Annotated in this window: 13 protein-coding genes; 5 read left to right on the top strand and 8 right to left on the bottom strand. The window is 69.8% G+C overall.

The window, feature by feature from the left end; translation table 11 throughout:
* Positions 1-3: 3 nt before the first annotated feature.
* Entirely contained in the window at positions 4-1008 is a 1005-nt protein-coding gene (gene thiL / locus MTE01_RS15475; RefSeq protein ID WP_141378298.1) for a thiamine-phosphate kinase, read from the bottom strand.
* A gap of 25 nt (positions 1009-1033) precedes the next feature.
* Between thiL and MTE01_RS15470 the strand changes: the two genes are divergently transcribed.
* On the top strand, positions 1034-1537 hold the full coding sequence (locus MTE01_RS15470; RefSeq protein ID WP_103208875.1) for a DUF3515 family protein: 504 nt from the start codon (positions 1034-1036) through the stop codon (positions 1535-1537).
* 127 nt (positions 1538-1664) lie between these two features.
* On the opposite strand, the gene MTE01_RS15465 is transcribed toward MTE01_RS15470, so the two are convergent.
* From MTE01_RS15465 to leuC, 6 genes are all read right to left on the bottom strand, one after another.
* Positions 1665-2750 carry a D-alanine--D-alanine ligase family protein gene (locus MTE01_RS15465; protein WP_141378297.1) on the bottom strand — a complete coding sequence of 362 codons (1086 nt, stop codon included), beginning with the start codon at positions 2748-2750 and terminating at the stop codon, positions 1665-1667.
* Positions 2650-3792 (bottom strand): NAD(P)H-dependent glycerol-3-phosphate dehydrogenase, encoded by a 1143-nt coding sequence (locus MTE01_RS15460; protein ID WP_141378296.1) that lies wholly within the window; start codon positions 3790-3792, stop codon positions 2650-2652. Before MTE01_RS15460 ends, MTE01_RS15465 begins: the two co-directional genes overlap by 101 nt.
* The gene (locus tag MTE01_RS15455; protein WP_116239928.1) at positions 3782-4522 is read right to left on the bottom strand and encodes a lysophospholipid acyltransferase family protein; all 741 of its coding nucleotides are present in this window, start codon (positions 4520-4522) and stop codon (positions 3782-3784) included. The genes MTE01_RS15460 and MTE01_RS15455 overlap by 11 nt, the downstream gene beginning before the upstream one ends.
* 5 nt (positions 4523-4527) lie before the next feature.
* The gene (gene murA / locus MTE01_RS15450; protein WP_103208867.1) at positions 4528-5901 is read right to left on the bottom strand and encodes a UDP-N-acetylglucosamine 1-carboxyvinyltransferase; all 1374 of its coding nucleotides are present in this window, start codon (positions 5899-5901) and stop codon (positions 4528-4530) included.
* Between the two features lie 62 nt (positions 5902-5963).
* On the bottom strand, positions 5964-6560 hold the full coding sequence (leuD, locus tag MTE01_RS15445; protein ID WP_103208865.1) for a 3-isopropylmalate dehydratase small subunit: 597 nt from the start codon (positions 6558-6560) through the stop codon (positions 5964-5966).
* A gap of 1 nt (position 6561) precedes the next feature.
* On the bottom strand, positions 6562-8043 hold the full coding sequence (leuC, locus tag MTE01_RS15440) for a 3-isopropylmalate dehydratase large subunit (protein ID WP_103208862.1): 1482 nt from the start codon (positions 8041-8043) through the stop codon (positions 6562-6564).
* Between the two features lie 307 nt (positions 8044-8350).
* Between leuC and MTE01_RS15435 the strand changes: the two genes are divergently transcribed.
* Both MTE01_RS15435 and MTE01_RS15430 read left to right on the top strand, forming a co-directional pair.
* Complete coding sequence (locus tag MTE01_RS15435) at positions 8351-9661, top strand: O-acetylhomoserine aminocarboxypropyltransferase/cysteine synthase family protein (protein ID WP_103208860.1); 1311 nt, start codon at positions 8351-8353, stop codon at positions 9659-9661.
* Entirely contained in the window at positions 9658-10971 is a 1314-nt protein-coding gene (locus MTE01_RS15430; RefSeq protein ID WP_141378295.1) for an LLM class flavin-dependent oxidoreductase, read from the top strand. Before MTE01_RS15435 ends, MTE01_RS15430 begins: the two co-directional genes overlap by 4 nt.
* A gap of 246 nt (positions 10972-11217) precedes the next feature.
* Here the strand turns inward: MTE01_RS15430 and MTE01_RS15425 are convergent, their stop codons facing one another.
* On the bottom strand, positions 11218-12285 hold the full coding sequence (locus MTE01_RS15425) for a TerC family protein (RefSeq protein ID WP_141378317.1): 1068 nt from the start codon (positions 12283-12285) through the stop codon (positions 11218-11220).
* A gap of 177 nt (positions 12286-12462) precedes the next feature.
* Here MTE01_RS15425 and MTE01_RS15420 point away from each other — a divergent pair, with 177 nt between their 5' ends.
* Both MTE01_RS15420 and MTE01_RS15415 read left to right on the top strand, forming a co-directional pair.
* Positions 12463-13017 carry an RNA polymerase sigma factor gene (locus MTE01_RS15420; RefSeq protein ID WP_141378294.1) on the top strand — a complete coding sequence of 185 codons (555 nt, stop codon included), beginning with the start codon at positions 12463-12465 and terminating at the stop codon, positions 13015-13017.
* On the top strand, positions 13014-13965 hold a 952-nt coding region (locus MTE01_RS15415; protein WP_141378293.1), incomplete at its 3' end, for a DUF4349 domain-containing protein. The genes MTE01_RS15420 and MTE01_RS15415, both read left to right, overlap by 4 nt.

Raw genomic sequence — 13965 nt, 5'->3', positions numbered from 1 at the left:
CCCTCAGCCGCGACCGGCGTCCCAGTCGCGGTACGGATCCCAACCGCCCCGGCCCGACCAGCGCCGATCGTCGACGGTGACGGCTTCGCTCCTGCGTGCCACGACCGTTCCCACGCGACGGCCCAGCGGGCGCGCCTCGGCGGCGAACGTCACGAGGAACCCGTGGTCCTCTCCCCCGCCGAGCGCCCGGTCGGGGTCGTCGCCGAGGGTCGCGGAGTCGAGGGCGATCGTGACCCCCGAGGCATCGGCCATGCGTGTTGCGTCGAGGACGAGACCATCGGAGATGTCCATCATCGCGGTGGCCCCCGCGTCCGCGGCGCGCAACGCCTCCGCGATCGGCGGTCGCGGCGTGAGCTGGCGAGCCAGCCCGCGCGCGTCGTCGGCACCGAGCGCCGCCCGGGCCTCGGGCGTGATCACGAGGGGAGTGCCGTCGGCATCCCGGAACCGCCCGAACAGCACCTCGAGTCCCCTCGCGGCTTCGCCGAGCTCGCCGATCACGTAGACGCCGTCTCCGACGCGGGCACCGGAGCGACGCACGGGCTCGCGCCCGTCGAGGCTCCCCAGGGCCGTCACGGCGATCGTCAGGGTGTTCGAGACGGTGAGATCGCCGCCCTCAACCGCGCAGTCGGGGGCGAGCTCCGCGCAGGCGGCGGCGAGACCGTCGGCGAACCCGCGGACGAAGGAGATCGGCGTGTCGTCGGGCATCGCGAGCGCGACGAGCAGAGCGATCGGGCGCGCACCCATGGCGGCGACATCGGCGAGGTTCACCGCCGCGGACTTGAAGCCGAGATCGAACGGCGACGACCACGCCAGCCGGAAGTCGGGCCCGTGCACGAGCGTGTCGGTCGTCGCCACGACCCGCCCGTCCGGGACAGACAGCACAGCGGCATCGTCACCGGGCCCGACCGGGGCGGTCGACGGCGGAAGACGGTCCAGGATGCCGCGCAGGATCTGCCCCTCGCTCAGGTCGCCCACAGTGGTTGCACGGGTGGTCTCGGCGTCGGTCACTCCCCCACGCTATTAGCCTGGAGGGGTGCCCCGCTCCTCCCGCCTCCTCGCGCTCCTCGCCGCCGCCACCCTCCTCCCCGGGCTCGCGGCGTGCAGCACCACGGTCGCGATGCAGCCGGCCAAGAACGCGAACGACCCGGCGTGCGCCGAGATCACCTCGCGACTGCCCCAGACGATCTCGGGGCAGAACCGTCGCTGGACCGATGCGCAGTCGACCGGTGCGTGGGGAGATCCCACCGCGATCCTCATGACGTGCGGGCTCGAGACCCCCGGCCCGTCCACCCTGCCGTGTCGCCCGTTCAACGGCGTGGACTGGCTTGTCGACGAGTCGCAGGCAGCCGAGAACCGGTACACGCTGACGACGTTCGGGCGCAGCCCCGCGGTCCAGGTCTACCTGGATTACAAGGAGGCCAGCAGCGCCGATGTGGCGCAGGCCCTCGGACCGCTGATCAGCCAATACCTGCCGTCGACGGGCGCCGTGTGCACCTCGGCATCCGACGCCACGCCCTCGCCGAGTCCGACGCCGTAGCGCGCGCCGCGTCCGACCCCCGCGTGCACAGCCGCGGGACGATCCCCGACGCACCGGCGTCACCGGCCCCGGCCACGGCGCGCCGCCGACCCGGCCCGCCGGTGTGCACGACGGACCGAGCCGTGACTCAGGCCTTCGCGAGCCCCGCGTCGAGCAGGTCGGTGATGAGGTCGGGATACGACAGCCCCGAGGCGATCCAGCAGGTGGGGAACATCGAGATCGGGGTGAACCCGGGCATCGTGTTGACTTCGTTCACATAGAACTCGGTGCCGGTGTAGAAGAAGTCCACGCGGGCAAGGCCCTGACCGCCGATCGCTTCGAACGCCTGGGCGGCGATGCGCTGCATCTCCCCCAGCTCGCCCTCGCGCAGGTCGGCGGGGCACACGAGGTCGACGCCCGCGGCTCCCAGGTACTTGGCCTCGAAGTCGTAGAACTCGCGCCCCGTCACGACGATCTCGCCGGCGACGCTGACACGCACCGGTCCGCCATCGCGCCCGGGCAGCACGCCGCACTCCACCTCGCGGCCGACGATCGCCTTCTCGACCAGCACCAGCCCGTCTTCGGCGAACGCGGTGTCGAGAGCGGCGTCGAGGTCATCCCACTGCGACACCTTCGTGACGCCGACGCTGGAGCCGGCCTCGTTCGGCTTGACGAACACGGGCAGGTCGAGCGCTCGGATGCGGCGCTCCCACAGCGAGCGGTCGCGCGCGAGGTCGGCGCGGGTCACCGCGACCCACGGCACCACGGGCACGTTCGCGGCGCGGAGCACCTGCTTGGTCACGTGCTTGTTCATGCCGATCGCCGACATGAGCACACCGCCGCCGGCGTACGGGATGCCGAGCAGCTCGAGCAGCCCCTGCACCGTACCGTCCTCACCGAATCGTCCGTGCAGGATCGGCAGCACGACGTCGACGTCGCCGAGCGACCGAGTGCCCTCGGCATCCGTCACCGTCCACTCGCGTGAGAGCGTCGAGTCGGGCAGGCGAACGCGCGTGCCGTTGTCGCGCACCTCGGGCAGTGCGTCGGGGATCAGCGCGAACTTGTCGGGATCGTCGTCTTCGAGAACGAAAGCGCCGTCGCGGGTGATGCCGACCGGGATGACCCGGAAGCGGTCACGGTCGATCGCCCGCAGCACCCCGCCCGCCGTGGCGGAACTGATCGAATGCTCGCTGGAGCGCCCGCCGAAGAGCACCACCACCACCGGTTTGGTCATTCTGCGTCCTCTCGCCCTGCGGCTGGTCGTCGTCTGTCGTCAGGTGCGGTGCGATGTCGCGCGGGTCCATCGTCCCGTCGAGCACCATCTTCACCTGCTGCACGATCGGCATGTCGACGCCGACCTGCTTCGCGAGCTGAAGAACGGGAGCCACGGATGCCAGCCCCTCGGCGGTCTGCTGCATCTGAGCGACGACCTCCTTGTAGCCGTAGCCCTGTCCGAGCAGGCGCCCCGCGGTGTTGTTGCGGCTGAGCGGCGACTGGCACGTCGCGATGAGATCGCCGAGTCCCGCGAGGCCCTGGAGCGTCTCGGGCTGCGCGCCCTGCGCGACCGCGAAGTCGGTCATCTCGACGAGGCCACGGGTGATGATCGAGGCCTTCGTGTTCTCGCCGTACCCGACGCCGTCGACGATGCCGATGGCCACCGCGATGAGGTTCTTCAGCACTCCACCGAACTCGGTGCCGATCACGTCGGTGTTCACGAACGAGCGGAAGTACCGGTTGCGCGCGCGACGGGCCACGGCCTCGGCGGTCTCGGGGCTGAGCGAGCTGATGACGGCTGCGGTCGGCTGCTCGCGCGCGATCTCGAGGGCGAGGTTCGGGCCGGATGCCACCGCGATGCGCGCAGGATCGCACTGCAGCACCTGCTCGATGACCTGGCTCATGCGCAGGCCCGTCGACTTCTCGACGCCTTTCATGAGCGACACGATCGGCACGTCGGTGCGCTCGACGAGCGGCTTGATGGCGGCGAGGTTCTCTCGGAGAGACTGGCTCGGCACCGAGAGGTAGATCTGCTCCGCACCGTTCAGCGCCTGGGCCAGATCCGTCGTCGCGGTCATCGTGCGTGGGAGGTTGATACCCGAGAGGTACCGGCTGTTGCGCTTGGACTCGGTGATCTCGGCCGCGAGCTCCGGGCGGCGCGCCCACATGACGACCGACGCACCGCCGTCGGCCAGGATCTTGCCGAAGGTCGTCCCCCAGCTTCCGGCGCCGACGACGGCGACTCTGGGGCCGGCGACGGGCAGGGCGCTCTTACGGCTCAAGGCGGCCCGTCTCGTTCTGCCCGTGCTGCGACGGGTTCCAGCGCTCTGCGGGGGCAGGAAGGCCCCGGATGCCGGAGAGCATCGCCGTGACCTCGTTCATCATCGCGTCGGTCGCTTTCGTCAGTGTGGCCGGTTGCGTGGGCGTCGCCGCGTAGGCGCTCATGTCCATCGCGGGGCCGAACTCGACGATCACGTGCGAGCGGCGGGGGAACCTCAGCTTCCCGTAGCGCGGCAGGATCTGCTGGACGCCCCACTGCGCCATGGGGATGAGCGGCAGGTCTGCGGCCAGGGCCAGGCGCACCGCGCCCGTCTTGCCGCGCATCGGCCAGAGCTCGGGGTCGCGTGTGAGGGTGCCCTCGGCATAGACGATGACGCCGCGCCCGTCGCGCGCGATCTGCTCGGCGGCCTTCATCGACTGGTTCGCGCTCGTCGAGGCTCGGGGTACCGGAACCATTCCGGTCGCGCGGAGCGCGGCCCCGAGCACGGGAACCTTGAACAGGCTCTCCTTCGCCATGAACCGGGGGGCGCGGCCCAGCCGCCAGACGGCGACCGCGACGATCACCGGATCGAACTCCGAGTTGTGGTTCGGCGCCAGCACGTACGCTCCCTCGCGCGGGAGGTTCTCGGCGCCGCGGATCTCGATCCGGGCGAAGAGTCCCGTGAGGGGGACGATGATCGCCGCGAGCGGCCAGAAGGCGCTCGGGCGGCTCTTCTCGGGATTCGAGACCACCGGCGTCAGCCCACGACGTCGAAGTCGGCGTCGAGAGCGGTGAGCTTCTCGAGGAACTTCTCGTACCCGCGACGGATGATGCCGATGTTGCGCACCGTCGATTCGCCCTCGGCCGCGAGAGCCGCGATCACGTAGCTGTAGCCGCCGCGGAGGTCGGGCACTTCGACGTCCGCGCCGTGCAGCGGCGTCGGTCCGTTGATGACGGCAGCCTGCTCGAGGTCGCGTCGAGGAACGCGGCGGTCGGGGCTCGAGATGCCCTTCGGGTGCACGACGATGTCGGCCCCCATCTTGTTCAACGCCTCGGTGAAGCCCAGGCGGTTCTCGTACACGGTCTCGTGCACGGTCGAGGTGCCGGGAGCCTGCGTGAGAGCGACGATGAGCGGCTGCTGCCAGTCGGTCATGAAGCCCGGGTGCACGTCCGTCTCGACCATCACGGGCTTGAGGGCCTCACCGCGACGGAACAGGATGCCGTCCTCTCGGACGTCGAACCATCCGCCGGCCTTCCGGAACACGTTGAGGAAGGTCAGCATGTCCTGCTGACGGGCGCCCTTGGCGAAGATCTCGCCGTCGGTGGCCAGGGCCGCGCACGCCCAGGAGGCGGCCTCGTTGCGGTCGAAGATCGCGCGGTGGTCGTAGCCGACGAGCTTGTCGACGCCCTCGATGAAGATGACGCGGTTCGGCTCGTACGAGATGATCGCGCCCATCTTCTGCAGCACCGCGATGAGGTCCATGATCTCGGGCTCGATCGCGGCGTTGCGCAGCTCGGTGACGCCCTTCGCGCGCACAGCGGTGAGCAGCACCTGCTCGGTCGCACCGACGCTCGGATACGGCAGCGTGATGTTGGCGCCGTGCAGGCCGTTGGGGGCCGTGATGCGAATGCCCTCGTAGCTCTTGTCGACGACGGCGCCGAACGCGCGCAGCGCGTCCATGTGGAAGTTGATCGGGCGGTCGCCGATGCGGCATCCGCCCAGGTCGGGGATGAGCGCCTCGCCCAGCAGGTGCAGCAGCGGCCCGCAGAACAGGATCGGGATGCGCGACGCGCCGGCGTGCGCGTCGATCTCTTCGAAGTGCGCGGCGACCGCGCCCGAGGGGTCGAGGTGGAGCGTGCCTTCCTCGTCGCCCTCGGTCACGGTGACGCCGTGCACCTCGAGGAGCGAGCGAACGACCTTCACATCGCTGATCATCGGTACGTCGCGCAGCGTGCTCGTGGTCTCGCCCAGGAGCGCCGCCACCATGGCCTTGGTCACCAGGTTCTTGGCGCCCTTGACCTCGACGGTCCCTCGGAGGGGCCGACCGCCGCGAATCGCGAGGGTCTCTGCCGCCTCCCAATCGGGCTGTCCGGGGTTCTGGTCTCCGGAGTCGGTGACGAGTGTGCTCATGGGGGGTGGACCTCACTTCGTGGACGAGGGGCGGCAGATCGACCCGATCGGGTCGATCGGGCTCAGCGGACCGGAAGGGTCTGCGGCCGCCATGCCTCGCGGCGCGCCTCGAACTGCGTGATCTTGTCTTCGTCACGCAGCGTGAGCCCGATGTCGTCGAGCCCTTCGAGAAGCCGCCACCTAGTGTAATCGTCGATCTCGAACGAGACCTGGAGGTCGCCCACCGTGGCGGTCTTCGCGGTAAGGTCCACGGTCATCTCGATGCCCGGATTCGCCTCGATCACCGCCCAGATCTGCTCGACCTGGTCTTCGGTGATCACGCCCGTGACCAGGCCCTGCTTGCCGGAGTTGCCGCGGAAGATGTCGGCGAACTTGGGGCTCAGCACCACCTGGAAGCCGTAGTCGCGCAGCGCCCACACGGCGTGCTCGCGGCTCGACCCCGTTCCGAAGTCGGGACCGGCGACGAGGACGGATGCCGAGCGGTAGGCGTCCTGGTTCAAGACGAAGTCCGGATCCTGGCGCCAGTTGGCGAACAGCGCGTCGTCGAAACCGGTCTTGGTGACGCGCTTCAGATAGACGGCCGGGATGATCTGATCGGTGTCGACCGCCGAGCGCTTCAAGGGCGCGGCGACACCGGTGTGCGTCGTGAACTTCTCCATGTCAGGCCTCCGCCCCGGTCGAAACGGACTCTGCGGGGACAGGGCCGAGGTCGGCCGGACTCGAGAGCGTCCCCCGCACGGCGGTGGCCGCGGCGACGAGAGGCGACACGAGGTGCGTGCGTCCGCCCTTGCCCTGCCGCCCTTCGAAGTTGCGGTTCGAGGTCGAGGCGCAGCGCTCTCCCGGAGCCAGCTGGTCGGGGTTCATCCCCAGGCACATCGAGCAGCCGGCGAATCGCCACTCCGCGCCGAAGTCGGTGAAGACCTTGTCGAGGCCCTCGGCCTCGGCCTCGAGCCGGACGCGCGCCGAACCGGGAACGACCATGACCCGCACGTTCTCGGCCTTGGTGCGGCCCTGGATGACCGAGGCGAAGGCGCGGAGGTCTTCGATGCGACTGTTCGTGCACGAGCCCATGAAGACGGCATCCACGGGGATGTCCTTCATCGGCGTACCGGCCTGGAGGTCCATGTACTCGAGTGCGCGTTCGGCGGCGGCGCGCTCGTTGGGGTCGGCGATCTCGGCCGGGGTCGGAACGACGTCGGACAGCGAGACGCCCTGTCCGGGGTTCGTGCCCCAGGTGACGAAGGGCTCGAGCTCGGCGGCATCCAGGAACACCTCGGCGTCGTAGACGGCGCCCTCGTCGCTGGGCAGCGTGCGCCAGTAGGCGACCGCGTCGTCCCAGTCCTGGCCCTGCGGGGCGTGCGGCTTGTCTTTGACGTACGCGAAGGTGGTCTCGTCGGGGGCGATCATCCCGGCTCGGGCGCCCGCCTCGATCGACATGTTGCACATCGTCATGCGCCCCTCCATCGAGAGGGAGCGGATCGCGCTGCCGCGGAACTCGAGCACGTAGCCCTGTCCGCCGTTCGCGCCGATCTTGGCGATGATCGCCAGGATGATGTCCTTCGCGGTGACGCCGGGCTTGAGGTCTCCCTCGACCGTGATCGCCATCGTCTTGAAGGGCTTGAGCGGCAGAGTCTGCGTGGCGAGCACGTGCTCGACCTCGCTCGTGCCGATACCGAAAGCCATCGCACCGAACGCACCGTGGGTCGAGGTGTGCGAGTCTCCGCACACCACCGTGATCCCCGGCATGGTGAGTCCGAGCTGCGGGCCCACGACGTGGACGATGCCCTGCTCCTTATCGCCGAGTGAGTGGATGCGCACGCCGAACTCCTCGGCGTTGCGGCGCAGGGTGTCGATCTGCGTGCGGCTGGTCAGATCGGCGATCGGCTTGTCGATGTCGAGCGTGGGGGTGTTGTGATCTTCGGTGGCGATCGTCAGATCGAGTCGCCGCACGGGGCGCCCCTCGGCGCGAAGGCCGTCGAAGGCCTGGGGGCTGGTGACCTCGTGCACGAGGTGCAGGTCGATGTAGATGAGATCGGGCTGACCGTTGTCACCCTTGACCACGAGGTGGTCGTCCCAGACCTTCTCGGCCAGGGTGCGCGGACGGTCCGGGATCCGGATGCCGTCGATCGGGGTGGTGCTCATGTTTGCGTTTCTCCTCGGAAGGGGTGTGAGGCCCGCGACGAACTCCGCGACGAGAAAGGCCTAGGACAAGGTCTCGTCGCGGCCGCTAAGGAGGAGGCGAGCGATCCGCACCCGGTCACGATACCACCGGGCACGCCCGTGCCAGCCGCGCCACGGCGTCCGCGACGCGGGTGCCGCCCGTAACAGAGCGCCGCACATTTCGTCGTCGACGACTCCCCCGTGCGAGCCTGGCCCGATCCCGAACACCCCTCGGACCGGGCCCGCGCCCCGCGAGCCCGCCCCGCCCCCGCGAAACGGAGCGTGACCCATGGCCGCGAACGCCGACACCGGATTCTCCACCCGCCAGGTACATGCGGGCTCGGCCACCGCGCACGCCTCGCCGCGGGCCATGCCCATCTACCTCACGGCGGGTTTCACCTTCGACGACCTCGACGCCTCGGCAGCGCATTTCGGCACCGGCGCCGGTTTCGGCTACACCCGAACGGGCAACCCCACGATCCAGGCCGTCGAAGAGCGTCTCGCCTCTCTCGAGGGCGGCGACCAGGCCGTCCTCGTGTCGAGCGGCCAGGCCGCCGTGACCGTGGCTCTGCTGGCCCTCGCCGGGGCGGGTGACCACGTCGTCGTCTCGGAGCACATCTACGAGGGCACGCGCGGCCTGCTCCTCGACAACCTCGCGCGGCTCGGCATCGAGGCCACCTTCGTGCCCACGGGGGATCTCGACGCCTGGAGGGATGCCATCACCCCGCGCACCCGTGCCCTGTTCGCCGAGACGCTCTCGAACGCCCGCAACGACGTCCTCGACATCGCCGCCGTCTCGGCGATCGGCAGAGAGCGAGGGATTCCTCTCGTCGTCGACAGCACCTTCACCACGCCCTACCTGCTTCGCCCGATCGAGCACGGTGCCGCCGTCGTCGTGCACTCGGCGAGCAAGTTCCTCGCGGGGCAGGGTGCAGTGCTCGGCGGGGTGATCGTAGACGACGGTCGCTTCGACGCCGCGGCATCCGGTCATCTCTTCCCGCATCTCGTGCAGACCGACCGTCTGGGCGGGGCGAGCTACGCCGAGAAGCACGGGCCGCGCGCCCGCGGGGCGTACATCCGCGAAAGCGTCGCGCCGCGGTTCGGCCCGTCGCCGTCGCCCCTGAACGCCTTTCTCATCGGTCAGGGCATCGAGACGCTGAGCCTTCGTGTGGAACGCCAGTCGCAGAACGCCCTCACCGTCGCTCGGTGGCTCGAGCAGCGCCCCGAGGTCGAGCGCGTCGACCACGTGGGTCTCGAGTCGCACCCGGACTTCGACCTCGGGCGGCGGTACCTCACGCGCGGCACCGGGTCGGTGTTCACCGTGACCCTGCGCGGCGGCCTCGAGGCGGCGCGCCACGTCGTGCAGTCGGTCGAGGTGATCACGCACATGACCCACCTCGGCGATGTGCGTTCGCTCGTGCTTCACCCGCAGAGCACCTCGCATTCCGCGCGGACCGTCGACGAGCGCGAGAGGGCGGGGGTGTTCCCCGGCACGATCCGGCTGTCGATCGGGATCGAGGACATCGACGATCTGCTCGCCGACCTCGAGCAGGCGCTCGTGGGCGTCCCCGTCGTCGAGCGCGAGACGGTCGTGCTGTGAGCCGTCTGCAGCACTTCGGCTGGTTCCTCGCGCGCGGCTTCGGTCCGCACGGATGGGGGCACCCCTACCTGCGCTGGAACCACCGCTGGACCGAGCCGGGGCTCTATCAGGACTCGGCGCGGACGCTCGAGCAGGCCGGCTTCGACCTGCTGATCATCGAGGACGCGCCCTCGCTCGGCAGCGCCGACACGATCGACCTGCGGGTTCGTCACGCCTTCGGCGGACCCAAGCACGACCCGCTGCTGCTGGCGCCGTACCTGTTCGCGGCGACGCAGCACCTGGGCGTGGTGCCGACGGTCAACCCGGCCGCCTACCTGCCGTACACGGCGGCGCGGCAGTTCGCGACGCTGCAGCACCTGAGCGGCCACCGTCTCGGCCTGAACGTCGTGACCGACACCGGCAGCGCGCGCCACTTCTCGACCGCGCCGCAGCTCGGGCACGACGCGGCCTACGACCGGGCCGAGGAGTGGCTCGACGGCATCCGGAAGCTCTGGGACAGCTGGGGCGAGGGCGCCCTCGTCGCCGACGAAGAGACGGGGATCTACGCCGACGGGACGAAGCTCGAGGCGGTACAGCACCGGGGTGAGCACTTCGGCTTCGACGGGCCGCTGAACGCGGTCCCCTTCACCGACGGCGCGCCCGCGATCGTCTCCCCCGGCGGATCCGGTCGCGGCCTGTCGTTCGCGGGACACAACTCCGACGTGCAGTTGGCCCTCGCGCCTCTCGACGAGCAGAGCATCCGGGCTTATCGCGCACGCATCCACGCGGCAGCCGAGGCCGCGGGACGCGCCGCGTCCGACATCAAGATCCTCTTCGCGATCCAGCCCGTGCTCGTGTCTTCCCCGGAAGAAGCCGATCGCCTGGTCGCGGCATCCGTCAACCCCTCCGAGGACGCGCTCGTCGCCATCGCCCGCAAGCAGTCGAGCGATCTCGAGACCGATCTCACCGGCCTCGACCTCGACAAGCCTCTCGACCGGTCGATCTTCGGCGAGCACGTGTCGGAGGGCAGCATCAACCGCCTCGTCGGAAAGCACGACGCCGACGCTCCGCTACGGACGCTTCTGGGCGCGCACGCGCGCGTGGGGCGCCTCCGCGACGGCTCGGGCTTCGTCGGCACGGCGGACGAGTTCGCCGACCGCATCGAGGAACTGGGCGAGTGGGGCAACGACGGCGTCCTTCTGTGGGGAGACCTGCACCCGGTCACCGTGCACCGCGTGCTCGACGACCTCGTGCCGATTCTCCGCCGACGCGGAATCCTCCGCGAGGAGTTCGTCGACGGCGGTCTGCAGGCGAACCTGCGCGCGTTCTAGCTCCCGGATGCCGGGGTCGGCGCAGACGGCTCGACGCCGGATCACCCCCATGTCCCAATCGTGGTTGTCTCGGGGCTGCTCGGGCAACCACTTCTGGGACACGCAGCGCATCCACCGGGACAGGGGCGGTGTCGCGCGGCGAGACGACGGCCATGTCCCACTTATGGTCGTCCGCAGGCCGCACAGGCAACCACTTCTGGGACACGCAGCGCATCCACCGGGACAAGCGGAGTGTGCGGCGACGCGTCAGTCGCCCTTCGGCTGATCGACCGTGCGCGGCGTCCCCTTCTCGTCGGCGACATCGGCCGCGGCATCCTGGGGGCCTTCGACGGACGCGGGCTCCCGGCGCGCGGCGATGAGGCTCGCCATCGTCGCGACCGCCATCGACAGCACGATCACGGCGAGCGACACCCACGTCGAGATCTCGGGAGCCCACTCGATCGGCTCGCCGCCGTTGATGAACGGCAACTCGTTGACGTGCATCGCGTGCAGGATGAGCTTCACGCCGATGAAGGCGAGGATGAAGGCGATCCCGTAGTGCAGGAACTTCAAGCGGTCGAGCAGGTCGCCCAGCAGGAAATACAGCTGACGCAGACCCATGAGCGCGAACAGGTTCGCCGTGAAGACGATGAACGGGCTCTGCGTGATGCCGAAGATCGCGGGAATCGAGTCGATCGCGAACAGCAGGTCGGTCACACCGATCGCGACGAACACGATGATCATCGGGGTGAAGAGCTTCTTCCCGCCGATTCGCGTGATGACCTTCTTGCCGTCGTACGCATCGCTCATCGGCAGCACCCGACGCAGTGTCCGCACGATGAGGTTCTCTTTCTGCGAATCGTCGTCGTGGTCGTCGCCCGGGAACGCCTGGCGGATCGCCGTGTAGACGAGGAACGCGCCGAAGAGGTAGAAGATCGGACTGAAGTTCTCGATGATGGTCGCGCCGACCAGGATGAAAGCGCCACGCAGGATGAGCGCGATGATGATGCCCACCATCAACACCTCCTGCTGGTACCGGCGCGGCACCGCGAACTGCCCCATGATCAGCACGAACACGAAGAGGTTGTCGATCGACAGGCTGTACTCGGTCAGCCAGCCCGCGACGAACTGCCCGGCGACCTCTCCCCCGGCGACGATCCACAGCACACCCGCGAAGATCAACGCCAGCGTCACGTAGAACACGACCCAGAGCGTCGACTCCCTCGCCGCAGGGATGTGCGGGCGCTTGAGGATGATCAGCAGGTCGGCGACCAGGATCAGCACGAGCACGACGAGCGTGATCGTCTGGAAAAGGGGGTCGAGCTGCAGCTCCATCGCGGGGCCTTTCATCGGGGGAAACGCTCGAGTTTATCCGTCGGCCCCGTTCGCACAGGGGCTTGTGCACGTAGAGCTCATTGCGTGCGTACATCCGTGAGACGATCCGGCGCGCCCGGACACCCCTGAGTGAGAGAGTGCTTTTCCGGGGCTCACCCGGAAGGCGGAACGGATGCCATGACTCACGGAGTCATCGACGACAGGGCCCTCGTGGCGCGCGCCGCCGGCGGGTCGGAGGTCGCGTATCGCGAGCTGTATCGGGCGTACGCGCGGCCGGTCTACTGGATCGCCTTCGGTCTGGTCGGCAATCCCGCGGATGCCGAGGACGTGGTGCAGGAGACCTTCGTGGTCGCCTGGCGCAAGATCCCGTCGCTGCGGCTCGAGGGCGAGTCCCTGCTGCCCTGGCTCGCGACCGTCTGCCGTCTGCAGGCGCAGAACCGTCTGCGCGCTCGCCGCCGTCACAGCTCGCACGCCGCGCTGAGCGATGCGATCCCGTCAGCCGTCGACGTCGAAGCCCAGGTCGTGCAGGCGCACACGGTGTCGGCGATCCTCGCCGAGGTCGACCGCCTGAGCGACCTCGACCGCGAGATCTTCCGCCTGTGCGCCGCCGAGGGCTACGGATACGAAGCCGCCGCCGTCTCGCTGGGCGTCTCGCACGGCACCGTCCGCAACCGGCTCTCGCGCATCCGCTCCCGGGTGCGCGCCACAGCGATCGAGACGGAGACCCCATGACCGCGCACACTCTTCCCCCTCTCCCCGCCGATCGGATGGATGCCATCGAGGCCGCGGTCTTCGGGAGGATCGCCGACGAGCGCGAGCGTACGCGCCGCCGTCGTCGCGGGATCTGGACGGGCGCCGGGGCCGCGGCCGCCGTGGTCGCGGTCGCCGCGTTCGTGGGCCCCTCGCTGGCCGCCACCCCGGGGTCCAGCGGATCGAGCGCCATCGTCGGGGCCAGCGAGCAGCACTCGAGCGGAGCCGCCCAGAACCCACCCCTCGTACCGGTGGACCCGGGTCAGGGTGCCGGGGGGTCAGCCTCGTCTTCCGAGGCCGCTGCGGGTAATGCAGCGGCGCGCGACACGGCGACCCGAGACATCGTCGCCACCGCGTCGAGCACCGTCGAGGTGGACGACATCGCTGCGGCGATCGCCGCGATCGGCGCCTCCGCGACCGGGGCGGGTGGGTACGTCGAGTCTTCGCAGCTGGGCGGCGCGAGCGGCGCGGTGCCGTACGAGGGCGCGGTGACGGGCCCCACGGCATCCTCGGGATGGATCACCGTGCGCGTTCCGGCGGCCGCCCTCACGAGCACGATGGACGACCTGCGCCAGGTCGGTGAGGTCACCGCCACGACGGTCAGCCGCTCCGACGTGACCGAGCAGACGGTCGATCTGCGCGCTCGCGTCGCGGCCGGCGAGGCCTCGGTGGCGCGCTTGACGCAGCTGTTGGCGCAGGCCGGGTCGGTGTCGGACCTGATCACCGCCGAGTCCGCTCTCGCCGAGCGGCAGGCGCAGCTCGACTCCGACCGCCAGGTGCTGCAGTCGGTGGAGTCGCAGGTCGCGATGTCGTCTCTGAGCGTGCAACTCGTCGAGCGTTCCCCCGCCGTCGCCGCCGACCCCGCCGGCTTCGGCGACGGCCTCGGCGCCGGCTGGAACGGACTGGTGGCCACGCTGAACGGGATCGTGA

The organism is Microbacterium testaceum, assembly GCF_006539145.1.
Lineage (GTDB): Bacteria > Actinomycetota > Actinomycetes > Actinomycetales > Microbacteriaceae > Microbacterium > Microbacterium testaceum.
The sequence above is the reverse complement of the archived record's forward strand: the minus strand, read 5'-3'. Positions and strand labels throughout refer to the sequence as shown.